The sequence below is a fragment of the Vibrio qingdaonensis genome, assembly GCF_026191675.1.
Lineage (GTDB): Bacteria > Pseudomonadota > Gammaproteobacteria > Enterobacterales > Vibrionaceae > Vibrio > Vibrio qingdaonensis.
Genome location: NZ_JAKRRY010000001.1, coordinates 43,961 through 60,205 on the forward strand (window position 1 = coordinate 43,961; position 16,245 = coordinate 60,205).

At 42.3% G+C, this 16,245-nt stretch carries 10 protein-coding genes; 1 reads left to right on the forward strand and 9 read right to left on the reverse strand.

Going from position 1 to position 16,245, the window contains the following annotated elements; translation table 11 throughout:
- Positions 1 to 28: 28 nt before the first annotated feature.
- From MD535_RS00155 to MD535_RS00195, 9 genes are all read right to left on the reverse strand, one after another.
- Positions 29 to 574, reverse strand: a complete 546-nt coding sequence (locus MD535_RS00155; RefSeq protein ID WP_265672867.1) for a cell division protein ZapC — start codon at positions 572 to 574, stop codon at positions 29 to 31.
- 205 nt (positions 575 to 779) lie between these two features.
- Positions 780 to 1,790 (reverse strand): quinone-dependent dihydroorotate dehydrogenase, encoded by a 1,011-nt coding sequence (gene pyrD / locus MD535_RS00160; protein ID WP_265672868.1) that lies wholly within the window; start codon positions 1,788 to 1,790, stop codon positions 780 to 782.
- A 212-nt stretch (positions 1,791 to 2,002) separates the two neighbouring features.
- On the reverse strand, positions 2,003 to 6,844 hold the full coding sequence (locus tag MD535_RS00165; protein ID WP_265672869.1) for an NAD-glutamate dehydrogenase: 4,842 nt from the start codon (positions 6,842 to 6,844) through the stop codon (positions 2,003 to 2,005).
- A gap of 155 nt (positions 6,845 to 6,999) precedes the next feature.
- Positions 7,000 to 7,218, reverse strand: coding sequence for a DUF2835 domain-containing protein (locus MD535_RS00170; protein WP_265672870.1), 219 nt, complete (start codon positions 7,216 to 7,218; stop codon positions 7,000 to 7,002).
- Positions 7,219 to 7,527: 309 nt separating this feature from the next.
- Complete coding sequence (pepN, locus tag MD535_RS00175) at positions 7,528 to 10,137, reverse strand: aminopeptidase N (RefSeq protein ID WP_265672871.1); 2,610 nt, start codon at positions 10,135 to 10,137, stop codon at positions 7,528 to 7,530.
- Between the two features lie 141 nt (positions 10,138 to 10,278).
- On the reverse strand, positions 10,279 to 10,941 hold the full coding sequence (locus tag MD535_RS00180) for a hypothetical protein (RefSeq protein WP_265672872.1): 663 nt from the start codon (positions 10,939 to 10,941) through the stop codon (positions 10,279 to 10,281).
- Positions 10,942 to 11,104: 163 nt separating this feature from the next.
- Positions 11,105 to 13,102 carry a carboxy terminal-processing peptidase gene (gene prc / locus MD535_RS00185; RefSeq protein WP_265672873.1) on the reverse strand — a complete coding sequence of 666 codons (1,998 nt, stop codon included), beginning with the start codon at positions 13,100 to 13,102 and terminating at the stop codon, positions 11,105 to 11,107.
- Between the two features lie 17 nt (positions 13,103 to 13,119).
- Positions 13,120 to 13,752 carry an RNA chaperone ProQ gene (gene proQ / locus MD535_RS00190; RefSeq protein WP_250619024.1) on the reverse strand — a complete coding sequence of 211 codons (633 nt, stop codon included), beginning with the start codon at positions 13,750 to 13,752 and terminating at the stop codon, positions 13,120 to 13,122.
- Positions 13,753 to 13,850: 98 nt separating this feature from the next.
- The gene (locus MD535_RS00195) at positions 13,851 to 14,324 is read right to left on the reverse strand and encodes a GAF domain-containing protein (protein ID WP_265672874.1); all 474 of its coding nucleotides are present in this window, start codon (positions 14,322 to 14,324) and stop codon (positions 13,851 to 13,853) included.
- An 83-nt stretch (positions 14,325 to 14,407) separates the two neighbouring features.
- Here MD535_RS00195 and MD535_RS00200 point away from each other — a divergent pair, with 83 nt between their 5' ends.
- Complete coding sequence (locus MD535_RS00200) at positions 14,408 to 16,204, forward strand: ABC transporter ATP-binding protein (protein WP_265672875.1); 1,797 nt, start codon at positions 14,408 to 14,410, stop codon at positions 16,202 to 16,204.
- The last annotated feature ends 41 nt before the right edge of the window (positions 16,205 to 16,245 follow it).

The following is a 16,245-nucleotide window of genomic DNA, read 5'->3' on the forward strand; positions in this document are numbered from 1 at the left end:
GCTTTCTCTTATGGCGTTATTACGCCGTCTAACCAACCAGTGCGATTGGTTGTAGTGACGTCATGTAGGAATGAGCCGAAGCCATTCTATCATGCATCACCTTAATGCTTTGCCCGAACTGAACATCCTTATTTGACGTCAGACTAAAGGGGTCCAAATCAACTAAGGCGCATAAACTCGCGCTTTCCCCTACTTCCAATACAATAAAGAAACCAGAAGAGTATTGGTTGGTTAATCTGACCAATTCACCTTCTTCAGGTTGAAAGGAAACATCTTGATGGTCAAAGAACCAACTCTTAGGCTGTACTGGCTTATGGAAGCGCTTAGCAGCAACGCAGTATAGCGCTAGCTCTGCTTGTCGCGGCTCTGAGAGATCTAGGGTCGTAATTTGGTCTTTATAGATTTGAAACGCGGACGCGTCATCAACTGTGAAGTTATTCTGACCCATCGCGCACTCAACTAAGAGTTTACGGGAAAGATTGGTTTTAAAAACCATCTCATCTCCCAAATCCAGCATCAGAGAATTTTCATTCTCATCCATATACCAGATCCATGTATCGCTGGGTTTAAGCATCGTTCCGTCTCTTATAATTAAAGAATAATCAGACTGTTAGGTAAAACGCTTAATTACCTTTTTGGTCAGTTGACTCTAATTCTACAAACGATTGAACAAAAAAAAAGGGGAAAACTATTTCCCCTCTCAATGGTTGCAACTTGGACAGAACTATCAATATATGAACATATTGATGGATATCTAAACGATATCGTCAGTATTTACCCTACAGGTTTTTTACGATCTCTTTGACAAGCTTTGGTCCATGGTAAATAAAACCAGAATATACTTGAACCAATTCAGCGCCAGCCATTAACTTTTCTTTTGCGGAAACATAAGAGTCAATACCACCAACACCGATGATCGGCAATTGACCGTCAAGATACTTAGCTAACAAACGAACCACTTCGGTACTACGAGATTGAACTGGACGACCACTTAAGCCACCAGCCTCATTCGCATGCTTCATACCTTCAACAATAGAGCGATCTAGTGTGGTGTTCGTTGCAATAACACCATCAATCTTATTCTTAATCAATGAGTCACAGATTTGCTGCAATTCATCATCGCTAAGATCCGGGGCAATTTTTAACGCCAGCGGTACGTACTTGCTGTGCTTCTCAGCCAGCTCAGCTTGCTTCGCTTTTAATTCACAAAGAAGATCATCAAGTGCTTCGCCATATTGTAGGGAACGTAGCCCTGGAGTATTAGGCGAAGAGATGTTCACTGCGATGTAACCCGCGTGCTCATACACTTTTTCCATACAAATAACGTAGTCTTCTGCACCTTTTTCTATTGGCGTGTCTTTGTTCTTACCAATATTAATGCCGATAATGCCGTCATACTTTGCCTTCTTAACGTTCTCGACTAAGTTATCAACACCTAAATTGTTGAAACCCATTCGGTTAATAATGCCTTCCGCTTCTACAAGACGGAACAGTCGCGGTTTATCATTACCAGATTGTGGACGAGGTGTTACCGTCCCTACTTCGACAAAACCAAACCCCATCGCACCAAATGCTTCAATACACTCACCGTTCTTATCCAAGCCAGCAGCAAGGCCAACTGGATTCTTAAACGTTAAGCCCATACATTCGACAGGTCGATTTGGGAGATGTTGACGATAAGCTAAATCAAGAGGAGTGCCGGTAAAGCGCTTAAAATTTTGAATAGCGAGATCATGAGCCTTTTCGGCATCAAGTTGAAAAAAGCCAGTTCTGGCAAGACGGTAAAGCATTGTGCCTCCGATAGATAACCCGTGTAAACGGGGAGGTATTATTGACGCAAACGTTTGAACTTGCAATTGAGAAATCGCTTTTATTTACCAAAAGCAAGTGTATAGCGGAATAAGTAAGCAATTATTAGGTGACCACGTCACGAAATGAACGCCGGCATAAAAAAAGCGCCCTATTTGGGCGCTTAAACACAAAGTAGCACGTCTATTTGTATCTAGAGGCTTGTGGCACAATTAAGGTTAAGTAAACTCAACTCTCGTAACGCAACAGAGAACTTGGCAAACTCATGAACGCTACCCACTTTAAACTCATTAAGAATATTGTCCCAACGTTGCAAGCTAACCTCGTTTGTCTCCATCCAGTTATCAAGTGACAGGATCACGTCTTGACCCTCCCCACCACAGCCACATCTCAAAACTTGCGCCGTCAATTGACGCTGTTGCCAATCTAGGTCTTCTCTAAATGCGGCTCTTGCGAGCGCTTGCCAGTTATTGTCTACCGCCTGACCATTAATTTGGTTAAGGAACCAATGCAACGATAAACGGTCTCCGAGGTGGAAATACAACTTCGAGGCTTGTTCGACATCATAGTTGGCTTCTGCCGCTATCTCTGAGATATCCACCGCAGATAATAGACTCGATAACCTTGAGACATAGTTCGCGAGATCTTTATCAACTCCGCTTTCTATCCAACCTTGAGCCTGAACATTGTGCTCTGCAACTTCTTCATCGACGAGACATGATTCAAGTTTCTGTTCAATCTTAATGACGTTATCTCGATAACGTGCGACTAATTGCTCAACCGACTGTTTTCCAGGGCGATTACGTAAAATCCATCTCGCCAAGCGACGTAACGTACGCCTCACGATAAAGAGCAATTCGTATTGCGCCTCAGAAGTCGCAACATTATCCAGTTTACGTATTTGCTCAAACGTAAACGCAAAACCATAAATTTCTCTTGATGCGGCGTACGCATTCGCAATATCAACAACGGTCGCTCCCGTTTCTTCTTGCAAACGAGTCACAAAATTGCAGCCCATTTCATTCACCATTTGGTTGGCTAGACCAGTAGCGATAATCTCTGCTTTGAGCGGATGATTCGGCATACTATCGATGTAGTTACGGCGTAACAGTGATGGGAAATACTGAGTAAGCTGTTGATTATGATAAGGATCACTCGCAATTTCATCCACCACCAGCTGCTCTTTCAATACCATCTTGCCGTACGCAACTAATACTGAAAGTTCAGGGCGAGTCATACCGATACCCTGCTTTTCTCTTTCCAGTAAATCGTCATCAGCAGGAATATATTCAAGCCCTCGATCTAGATAACCGGCTTTCTCCAATGTATGAATAAAGCGAATCTGCTCTTTCATCAATGGAACACCTTGGTATTCTGTCACGGAGATAGATTCCGCTTGGCAATAAGCATCATCGAGAACAATCTCACCTACTTCGTCTTCCATCGCTTCAAGTGTTTCATTACGCTGTTTGATCGTTAGATCGCCACTTGACACTAAGCTATTCAGGAAGATTTTAATGTTCACTTCATTATCTGAACAATCTACTCCACCGACATTATCTACAAAATCGGTATTAACACGGCCACCAGCTAATGCGTACTCCACACGACCTAGTTGTGTCATACCAAGGTTTCCGCCTTCGCCAACCACTTTTGCTCGTAAATCACTGCCATTAATACGTAATACGTCATTAGCACGGTCGCCAACATCGGTATGCGTTTCTGAAGATGACTTGACGTACGTGCCGATACCACCATTCCACAAAAGATCCACTTGCATAGACAGCAGCATCTTAATGAGATCATTTGGTGTCACAGAGCTCTTCTTGGTGCCAATCATCTTTTGGATTTCTGGCGTCAACGTGATCGATTTTGCTTTTCTAGGGAATATCCCACCACCCGCCGAGATCAATTTAGGATCGTAATCTTCCCAACTTGAACGAGGCAGATCAAACAGGCGCTTGCGCTCGATCCAACTTGCTGCAGAATCTGGATTCGGATCAATGAAGATATGCATATGGTTAAACGCAGCTTGCATACGAATATGTTTCGATAACAGCATACCGTTACCAAATACATCTCCAGCCATGTCACCTACACCGATAGCAGTGAAGTCTTCGCTTTGACAATCGATGCCCATTTCACGGAAATGACGCTTAACCGATTCCCAGCCACCTTTTGCCGTAATACCCATCGCTTTGTGGTCGTAGCCATTTGAGCCACCCGACGCAAACGCATCGCCTAACCAGAAGTTATATTCGGCAGAGACAGAATTCGCTAAATCAGAGAATGTCGCCGTGCCTTTATCCGCGGCAACAACCAAGTATGGATCATCTTCATCGTGACGTACCACACTCTTAGGCGGAGCCACCTCGCCTTCAATGATGTTATCGGAAACATCAAGCAACGCGCGAATAAACTGCTTATAACAGCGTTGCCCTTCAGCAAAGATTTCATCACGAGATGTGAGTTGATGTTGACGCTTGCAAACAAAACCGCCTTTAGCGCCCACTGGAACAATCACCGTATTTTTAACTTGTTGCGCTTTAACCAAGCCCAAGATCTCGGTTCTAAAATCTTCCTGCCTGTCTGACCAGCGTAAACCACCACGGGCAACTTTACCGCCACGTAGGTGCACGCCTTCAATATCAGAGGCATAAACGAATATTTCAAATGCGGGCACTGGTGCCGGAATATCTGGAATCTTTGAAGGCTGTAGTTTTAGAGACAACCAAGGTTTATGAAGACCTTGCTCATCTTTTTGATAATAGTTGGTTCTTAATGTCGCAGAAATCATCTCTACATAACGACGAATGATACGGTCATCATCCAGGCTTTCAACCTTATCCAATTGCACGTCGATTTTAGCGATGATTCGCTGTTGACCTTTCTTACTGCCTTTCAACGACGGCATAAATCGTTGAGAGAAAAGCTCGACTAAGTCCCTTGCAATTTCTGGGTAGTGATTCAGCGTATCTTCAATGTAGTGTTGGCTAAACGGAAAACCTACCTGTCTCATATAACGCGCATAGGCACGCAGAATCGAAACTTCTCGACCTGTTAGTCCAGAACCCAAGACTAAACGGTTAAAGCCATCACTTTCTAAGTCACCCGCCCAAATAGAAGCGAATGCTTGCTGGAAACGGTCACGAGCTTCGCGAAGATCGACTACTGTCTCACTCTTATGAAGCATGGCAAAGTCAAGAATCCAATAGCTGCCGCCATCGCTCTTAATCACCTCATAAGGTGATTCACCAATAACACGAAGCCCAAGATTCTCTAGCATAGGCATAACATCGGAAAGATGAATCGGCTCATCACGATGATAAAGCTTCAATTTAACTTCTTTAGAATCCGCCGCCGCTTCTTGTGGGCGATAGAACAACATCCCTAACTTATTACTCTCACTTAACGCTTCTAGACGCTCTATATCTGCAACAGCAGACGTTGGCATCATGTCTTCCTTATACGAGCGAGGGAATGCACGTGAATAGACTTTCGATAGCGGTAGTCCCTTACTTTCACCAAAGTTAGCGACAATCGCTTCTGATAAACGATCATCCCAAGAGGCAGATACTTCCATTAAGTTTTGTTCGATCGCTTTTACATCGACATCCATGTTGTTGTTATCAACCCTTACTATATAGTGCGTTCGAGCTAACGGACTTTCAGAAAAATAGGTGGTGAATTCGACTTCTTGCTCGCAGCCAAAGTAGCTTTTTAAGATCCGTTGCGTATCCTTGCGAAGTTGAGTGTTATAGCGATCTTTACTCACATACACCATGCAACTAAAGAAGCGACCAAATGGATCTCTACGCACAAACAAACGGATCAAATCACGATCTTGCATTTGTACAACACCCATCCCTGTTTCAAGCAATTCTTCTTCTTTCGCCTGAAGCAATTCGTCTCGCGGGTAGTTTTCAAGAATATTTCTTAATGCCTTATAAGAGTACGATCCATTACGATAGCCACTTAAAGCCAGAATACGTTCCATCTTCTCACGGATAAGTGGAATCGTTGACACGCTTTGGTTATAGACTGCTGAGGTATATAGGCCAGTGAAGCGATGCTCACCAATGACTTTGCCATGTTTATCGAACTTTTTAATACCTATGTAATCGGTATACGCTGGACGGTGTATGCGGCTTGCTTTGTTTCCTTTAGTGAGAATCAACAAGAAAGGCTTTTTCGCTTCTAACCTGGCTGAATCTGAGAAGTCAGAAATTTTAACCGCACGAACACGTTGTTCACTTGAAAACAGTCCTAAACCTTTTTCTTCGGTCGGTTTAAGTATCGAATCACCGTCTAGCTGAACTAAATCAAACTCTTTATAGCCCATAAAGGTGAAATTGTGATCACCAAGCCACTGCAGAAACGCCATAGTTTCATCAAAACGATCATCTTCTGTAGGCAACATCGCTTTATTTTTAAGAAGATCTTTAGTGATCGCCTTAAGCTTCTTCGACATTGGCTCCCAGCCGTTAACCACTAAACTCGTATCTTCGAATATAGTGACTAACTCTTCTTTTAATGCTGTCATTTCTTGCTTATCGCTTAAGCGATCAACTTCAATGTGGAAAATAGACTGTAGATGCCCTTTCTTCTCATTAACTGAAGTGATTTGGCCTTTCTCATCTCGTTCAAACTGAGTCGGACCATGCAACGTAATATGACAAGTTAAATCTAGTCGATTTAATGCCATCTTGACGGAGTCAACAAGAAATGGTGAATCTGGCACCGCAATCTCTACAATAGTGTGTGTCGACTGCCAACCATGCTTACTCACCGCAGGATTAAAGACTCTGACTGAGATTTCGTCGTGTTTCTTTTCGTTAAGATGGTGCCATAGGCTGATAACGGCACCATACAAATCAGATTCATTTCGTTGTAGCAAGTCGTCTGGGGACACATTGCTAAAGATATGTTTGGCGAGTTTGGTTACTAATGGCTGAGCCGAGCCCTCAAGCTTCGACTCAATCAATTTGTAAACTTTCTCCAGAAGAACCGGGACAACGGGTTCGCGCGTGGTCATAGTAACGCTCCACTTTCTATTTTTATTGGGGGATAAGGCTGCTTTTATTGTAAAAGCTTTATTGATAAAGAGTTAATGAAATTTGGAATAAGTTGGAGAGAAAAGTTTGATAGTGTGACTAATGTACTTATTTATCTTGCTAGCAAAGCGACAAATTACAGTGAATCTAACCGTAGAAATTTATTGTTGTGGTCAGTTGTCAATCTGAAGCGACCTTTTATACCTATTTGTGTTAAATATGGCCGGAAACGAGCCGCGGGTAATTGTAGCTTTAGTCCACTTTCTGTAACGACCAAAATGTTCGCAGCATGCCCAGTGTAATGCTCTATAAATGCCTGATAACGAATATTCACGGAAAAATGATAATGAGTCATGTGAAAACTTGCCCTACCAAAAACACTGTATATAAACACAGTCATTGTTAATTCGTCGATTTGTCGCGATTAAAAGTGAATGACTACCCTTCACTACTCTCTACTACGTAAACCGTATAAACATGCACCAACATTAGACAAATACACGCTGTTATCTGATAAAAACCATCACTACTGTTTAAATATACAGTAGTGATGGTTTACCTAATTTTTGCGTATCCGCTGTGGTCAAGTGGCTATAATTCAAGGTCTTAAATTTCAATGATTTAGATATTTAAGACCTATTTATTAAGATTTAAGTATTACAACCTAAGCGTCTAACGCCTTCGTCACTTTCTCATACAGATCATTGGCGAGATTATCCATCGCTTTCAATTTTTCTAACTCAACAATGATCAGCGCTTGGCGCTTGGCATCGTATTTCTTGAATTTGAGTAGAGGATCGATCAATCGTGATGCAACTTGCGGGTTCGATTCATTAAGACTTCGCAGAATTTCACCAGCAAACTGGTAACCACTGCCCGACTTATCATGAAAACGGCGCGGATTCATATTAAGAAATGAACCTATCAAGCTTCTCACTCGGTTTGGGTTACTCAAGCTAAACGCTGTATGTGACATACACGCTTTAACATTTTCAAGTGCATTGTCACTTGGATTTGATCCCTGTAACGCAAACCATTTATCCATAACCAAGCCATCGTGGCTCCAATCATCACTATAGCGATCCATAAGGTTTTGTCGAATAGGCAAAGAACTACTATTAGCAGCAACCATCGCGGCAATCGTATCCGTCATATTATTTGCAACATCAAACTGATTAGACACTAGAGATGCATATTCTTCCATTGTCGCCAAGTATTGTAAGCAAAGGTTCCGTAGCGCTCGTTTCGCTATCGCACTATGGTTAACGCTATAATCTTGCTGACCCAGAGAATGGTACGTCGCTGATAACTCATCTTTTAGTTCAGTGGCAATAATGTGTTTTACGCCTTTAAGCACATCACAAACCGCATCAACTGAGACAATATCATACCAACCTGCAACCTCATTAAAGCTTGGCAAAGAAAGCACTTCAGCAATAAACGCAGGATCAAGCTGATCGTTTAAGATCACCCCTCTAAACGCATCAATAACAAGCTCGGGCAATGTAATCGCTTGTTGGTTTAATACTGCTTCAACGTTTGATTTAACATACTTTGCCAGCAACATTTGCCCAGCATCCCATTTGGCAAATTCATTTCGAGCATGAATCATTAAAAATGCGAGCTGTTCATCTGAGTAGTCAAACTCCAGTTTTACTGGTGCTGAAAACTCTCTCAGCATTGATGGCGTTGGTTCGGTATCAACATTTTCAAAGACGAATGTTTGCTCTTGTTGAGTGAAACTTAAGACATTCCCGACCGCACCACCGTTACACTGTAACTCTAAAACATTTCCTTCACTATCATACAGTTCTACGTCAAATGGAATGTGTAGTGCTTGTTTTTCCTGTTGATCTTGTGTCGGTTTAGTTCGTTGAGTAAGCGTTAACGCGTACGTTTTCGTGTTTTCGTCATAGTTCGCTTTCACACTGACCGTTGGCGTTCCTGATTGACTATACCAACGACGGAATTGCGTAAGATCAATTCCAGATGCATCTTCCATGGCACAGACAAAATCTTCACACGTAGCAGCAGTTCCATCATGGCGATCAAAGTAAAGCTTCATTCCCGCTTGGAATTTGCCCTCACCTAGCAAAGTATGCATCATTCGGATCACTTCACTACCCTTCTCATATACCGTTAAAGTATAAAAGTTATTCATCTCAATAACTTTTTCTGGGCGAATAGGATGAGACATTGGGCTTGCGTCTTCCGCAAACTGAGGGCCACGAATGATTCGAACATTGTTAATGCGGTTGACGGCACGAGAGCCAAGGTCTGAAGAAAACTCCTGGTCACGAAATACCGTTAGCCCTTCTTTTAAACTGAGTTGGAACCAGTCTCGACAAGTGACTCGGTTACCGGTCCAGTTATGAAAATACTCATGACCGATAACCGCCTCAATCCCTAAATAGTCAGTGTCTGTCGCCGTCTTTTCATTGGCTAGAACGAACTTGGAGTTGAAAACATTTAAGCCTTTATTCTCCATCGCCCCCATATTGAAAAAGTCGACGGCAACAATCATATAAATATCGAGATCGTATTCTAATCCAAAACGTTCTTCATCCCACTTCATCGAATTAATCAATGACACCATGGCATGATTTGCTCGGTCTAGATTGCCCTTATCAACGAAAATTTCTAATGCCACTTTACGACCAGATCGTGTTGTATACTGGTCACGCAGCACATCAAAGTCGCCAGCGACTAAAGCAAATAGGTAACATGGTTTAGGATGGGGATCTTGCCAAATGACATAATGTCTTTGCGTATCCACCTCACCTTCTTCAACTTTGTTACCATTACTAAGTAGGTGTGGGAACGCCACTTTATCGGCAATGACTTTCGTCGTGTAGGTAGCGAGTACGTCAGGCCGGTCTAGAAAATAAGTAATGCGTCTAAAACCTTCGGCTTCACATTGTGTACAGTACGCACCGTCAGATAAGTACAAGCCTTCAAGTGCGCTATTGGTAATTGGCGAAATCTTGTTTTCAATTTTGAGCTCAAACTCAGCAGGTAAGTTTGATAACTCAAGACCTGATTTTAACTGCTTATAATCAGACCACACTTGACCGTCGATATGCACGGCAACCAGTTCAATACCTTCACCATCTAAAAGTAAAGTCGTTGAGTCGGTATTTTGCTTAACAGTAGAGATGGCCGTCACGTGAGTGTCACGTTCATGAAGATCGAAAGTTAAGTTTACATCTGAGATAAAATGAGAAGGCGATTGATAATCGCTACGGTATTTGGCTTTAGGTGCTGACTCAGTCATCCTTTAGTCCTTATTTGTTATAATTAGCATTGTCGCTGTAAATACCAAACAATTATAACCCCATGTATCAACCGATTGCAGATCCTTAACGCAAAAAACGCCAATTAATATTGGCGTTTTTTTTGTGAGCATAAGTTAGCATTACCTGATCCGGTTAAGTACCGCAAACATATCCCCATCTTCGACTTCTAGCGTCAATTCATCTTGATTCAAAGTGTAAGTGGCATCGTGCTCACCATCTGGATAAAGCAGAACAATGTGATCGTCTTCTGTGTAATACACCCCACTATGAATCGCTTCATTTCCTTCGTTTGAACTTACGCGAAATGTAAAAACGAAATCGGGTTGCAACACTAAATCCATTCTGGCGATGTCATTGGCATGCTTGTCATCACCTGTCACTGTAGTCGATGACCAAATTCCCGCAAGCGCATTGGGAAGCGCTTTAGTAAACACCACTCCATTTAGATTTAACATATGGTGATTACCGCTGTAATTATAGACCTGCGGTTCGTCACTGTTGAGTCCCAAAATTATGGTATCTTCATTAGCGGTAAACAAACCTTCCCAATGTTCAATACTGTAGTCTTGTTTTTGAATATCGATATTGAACGAGTAGTTCGAGTCGAGGGAAAGTTTAATCGCCAAAAACGCATCAGGCGATTCTTCGGGAGTCGGGTTTATCAAATACCAGTCACCCAGTAAAAAAGGCTGATCAAACTGGGTCAAATCATTATTGTCTTTACGTGTATCAGATAATACGCCAAACGATACCACACATAAAATCACGGTAATCCATCTCATATGCTTCCCCTTTGCTGTTTACTTAAGCTTAGGCGCTCACTACGAGAATGCTAAATTTTTTGATCTAAATCACAAATTTCCTTTATTAGTATCAGCTTTGAGAACACAAATTTTAGACAAAAAAAAGCGAGCTCACGCTCGCTTTTAAAATTCAACTTTGTTTCTACTGCTTAATCATATCGACCATAATGGCAACAGATTCGTCGAGATACGCATCAGGCACTTCGTAATCTTTTGGTACGTCATCTAGCGTAGCAAAAAGATCTTCTCCCGCCGCTTTTTGACGAGCATTGATACGGTCAAGTCGTCGCACGTCATGATTATCACTTTCAGCTTGCCTTGTTGCTTCATTTAACGACAATGTTTTGTCGTCTTTTTCAGCGTTGTACTTAGCAATGTCTTCAGCGATAAATCCAAACTCCATGTCAGAGCCAATTCGTGCTTCATGCTTCTTGGTTAATGCTGCAATCATCTCATCGTTACGCTGTAACACTTGATATTTTGCAGGGTCAATGCTATCCCAAGGTAGGGCGTTGTCTTCTACGCTCTCCCCGGTTTCCGCAGGATCGATTGGTGTTGGGAACGCAATGTCAGGTACTACCCCTTTATTTTGCGTACTACCGCCATTAATTCGATAAAACTTCTGAATCGTGTATTGCACGTAACCCAGTTCTTTATCAAATAAGTCATAGATGTGATTTAGTGAACGGTGCTGTTGTACCGTGCCCTTACCAAATGAATTCTCACCTAAAACTATGGCACGACCATAATCTTGCAATGCAGCAGCAAAGATCTCAGATGCCGAGGCGCTATATCGATTTACCAGTATGGTTAACGGACCTTCGTAACTCACTTTTCCGTCGGTATCGTTATTAACGTTAACACGACCATAGCTGTCACGAACTTGTACCGCTGGACCACTGTCAATAAACAATCCGGTCATTGCGGTTGCTTCTGTTAACGCACCACCACCGTTATTACGCAAATCGACAATAATACCGTCAACGCCTTTCTCTTTAAGTTCGGTAATAAGTTTGTCGGTATCTTTAGAAAGTCCTACGTAATAGCTAGGAACTTCGAGAACACCAATTTTCTTACCATCCTTCTCAAAGATTTCAGACTTAACGGCCCGGTCCTCTAACCTAATTTTATCTCTTGTAATTTCAACCACTTGCGCTTTGGCATCTTTACTATCAGATAAAATTTGCAACTTAACTTTGGTCCCTTTTGGTCCTTTTATAAGTTGTACGACGTCATCGAGTCGCCATCCAATTACATCAACAATTTCTTTGCCGTCTTGACCAACACCAATGATTTTATCGCCTTCGCCTAATTGCTTACTTTTTGACGCAGGGCCACCCGCAACTAGAGAACGAATAATGGTGTAATCATCGGTCATTTGAAGTACCGCACCAATCCCTTCAAGAGATAAATTCATCTCTGACTGGAATTGCTCAGCAGAACGTGGCGACAAATAACTGGTATGCGGATCAACTTCACGCGCAAACGCGTTCATGTAAATCTGAAAAGCATCTTCGTTATGAGATTGAGTGATTCGCTTGATCGCGTTGTTGTAACGCTTGCCTAACGTTTCCTTTATCTCGTCCCAGTCTTTACCTGCAAGTTTCAGGTTCAGCGCGTCATATTTAACGCGTTTACGCCACAACTCATTAAGTTCAGCTTCGTCTTTAGCCCAATTGGCTTCCGAACGATCAAGCTCTATACCTTCATCGACATCAAACTTCATCTCAGAATCGAGTAACGATAATGCGTATACAAAACGATCATATCGCTTTTGCATTGAGAGGTTATAGACATCAAACGCAACCTGGTTATTACCCGCTTTCAATTGATCATCGAGCACTGTCGACCAAGCCTTAAAGCCATCAATATCCGACTGAGTAAAAATATTACGGTTGTAGTCGAGCATTTCCAAATAACGATTGAACATCGCTTTGGAAAACTCATCATCTAGAGTGAAATGCTTATAGTGAGATCGTGTAAAACGAGACGTTACTCGTTTACTCGCGGTTTCATGTTGTGCTTCTGGAGCTAATGTCGGAATATCAGTTTTCTGATATTTAGCTTCTAAAGCGTGAGCTGAAGATGCTGCTAGCCAAAGGCTAGCAGCAATCAAAGATACTTTTGAACGGCACTTCATGCGTAGGAGTTTCTCCTTTAAGCGCGCAAATGCTCCGCTTTAACAACCATTTGTAGGCCATTGACTAGCTGAACACGCACATCTTCCTTATTGATTTCAACAATGGTCGCAGCCATGTTTCCTTTACCCATGTTTACGTTAACGTCTTTGCCTACGATCAATTCATCGTTGTTCAAAGCACGCGTTTCAACAGGCTTGCTTACTTTTGCGTTTTTGCTTGCACTACTTTGTGGTTTACGAGCTTGCGGCTTTTTAGCTTTAGGCTGTTTCGCTTTCGCTTCTTCACGCGCTTTTTGAGCTTGCTCTTTGCGGCGATTCGCTACTTTTGCTTTGCTTTCAGCTAGTGTCGCTTGAGCATGCTCTACATGTTCAGCTTCAAGTTCTCCGCAAGCATTACCATCTAAATCTACTCGTACTGCGCCCGGTTTAACACCGTGCAGGTAACGCCAAGAAGAAGTGTATTGTCTTAACGCTGCACGTAGCTGAGTTTTACTTACTTTCTCATCATCTTTCAAGCGTTCAGCAAGATCTTGAAATATACCAATTTTAAGCGGTTTCGCTTCACCTTCTACAGTAAAGCATTTAGGGAAACATTCAGCAACATACGCGATAATTTCTTTGCTGTTCTTCAACTTCTCAGTGTTTTCCATGTGGGTTCCTGGTTAATGCGGTTTTCCGCGAAGCATTAAGAAAAATATTCTTGGTATTATAGTGACCTGCTATAGAAAAACCACCAGCAAATGTGATTTTAGACCACGTTTGCATGGGAATTGAGCACCTTTTCTACAGATCTCATGAAGTTTGTCAGTCCAATTTCGTCAATTTCGGAAAATCGATTAATACTTGGGCTATCTATGTCCAATACCCCGACCACTTCGCCATTCACAGAAAACGGAATCACAATCTCAGAATTACTCGCAGCATCGCAAGCAATGTGCCCTTCAAATTCGTGAACGTCTGAAATTCTCTGAACCGTATTCGAAGCAATCGCTGTACCGCACACACCTCTGCCTATCGGAATTCGAACACAAGCAGGTTTGCCCTGAAAAGGACCTAATACTAATTCACCCTCTTTCATAAGGTAAAAGCCGACCCAGTTAAGATCGTCTAACTCCATATTAAGAAGTGCACTAATATTAGAAAGGTTAGCGATAAAATCCGTTTCTGATTCAGTCAGTGCAACTGCTTGTTTAGCTAGGCGATCGTAATTGTCTAAATTCATGATATTTCCATTAATATAGTGCTTTGATTTTGTTCTAATCCACGTACAATGCCACAATCTAAATAGGACTCATTATCATAAATATGACCAGTACGAATGACACTATTAGCCGCTCTTGGTTGATAACACAAGTAAAAACTCACAAGTCTCGACTTATTGGCGCAAATTTAATCGCCATTATTGCCACATTAATTAGCGTCCCTATTCCACTATTGATGCCGCTTATGGTAGATGAGGTATTGTTGAATCAACCGGGGTTGGGGCTGAGTTACATGAATGCACTTCTCCCTCAGTCTTTCGAAACACCAATTGGTTACATCGGTCTTACGCTCATTCTTGTTGTTCTAATGCGTGCGATCAGCCAAGCATTCAATATTTTGCAAAGTCGTCAGTTCACGCTGGTGTCGAAAACCATCACTTATCAAATCCGTTGCAAAATGATTGATAAACTAGGTCGAATTAGTATCCGTCAGTACGAAACACGCGGCAGTGGTGGCATTAATGCGCATTTAATTACTGACATTGAAACCATTGACCAGTTTATCGGTTCAACGCTTAGTAAATTCATCGTCAGCTTTCTTACCGTCTTCGGCACCGCGATTGTCCTACTATGGCTTGACTGGAGACTTGGGCTCTTCATTTTATTGGTCAACCCAGTCGTTATCTATTTCTCTCGTAAATTAGGCGGCATGGTTAAGCACCTTAAGAAGAAAGAAAACCAAGCCTTTGAAGGTTTTCAAAATCGCTTGGTTGAAACACTTGATGGTATCTATCAGCTAAGGGCGGCGAATCGCGAGCGAGAGTTTTTACAACAACTAAAAATTCAAGCCGACCAAATCCGTGTCAATGCCGATAAATACGCTTGGCAATCAGAAGCGGCCAGCCGTGTCTCGTTTCTTCTCTTTCTCATCGGATTTGAATTGTTTCGCGCGGTTGCTATGGTAATGGTCTTATTTAGTGACTTAACCATTGGGCAGATTTTTGCGGTATTTGGCTACCTATGGTTCATGCTAGGCCCTGTGCAAGAACTGTTAGGCATTCAATTTTCTTGGTACAGCGCCAAGGCTGCCTTGGTAAGAATTAACTCATTGTTGGGTCTGGAAGAAGAAGCAAAGACCGTCAGTAAGATTAATCCATTCCAGGATGGAAAACAGGTGGATGTCTCGATCCAAAACGTGAGTTTTTGTTATGACGATGACAAAGACGTGCTTCGTAATTTAACCCTCAACATACCCGCAGGAAAGAAAGTGGCACTGGTTGGAGCGAGTGGTGGTGGCAAGTCCACACTCATACAGTTACTGATTGGCGTTTATACACAACAACGAGGCATCATCAATTATAATGGTTCTGATAGCCGTGACATTGGTTTTGACATAATTCGAGATAAAATTGCTGTTGTTTTACAGCAACCTATACTATTCAATGACAGCATAAGGCATAATCTGACGCTCGGACGTCACTATGATGACCGTGAAATATGGAATGCTTTAGACGTTGCCCAACTGCAAGATGTCACGAGCAAATTAGTCGATGGCCTTGATACCGAAATCGGTCGAAATGGGATTCGTCTTTCCGGAGGACAGCGGCAACGGCTCGCGATTGCTAGAATGATATTAAGCAATCCACAGTTTGTCATCCTAGATGAAGCAACATCGGCACTCGACACCTCGACAGAGGCAGCTTTGCACATTGCTTTAAGTGCTTTTTTGGAAAACCGGACAACCCTAATCGTTGCGCATAGGTTGTCTGCGGTCAAACAGGCGGATTTAATTTATGTGTTGGAAGATGGACAAGTTACCCAAACCGGTACTCACATCGAACTGGTTGAACAACAGGGGCTTTATCAAACCCTGTATGGTTCGGTGCAATCCGCAAGTTAATCGTGACGAAATGAACGCATCGTACACGTATTTTGGAGTTT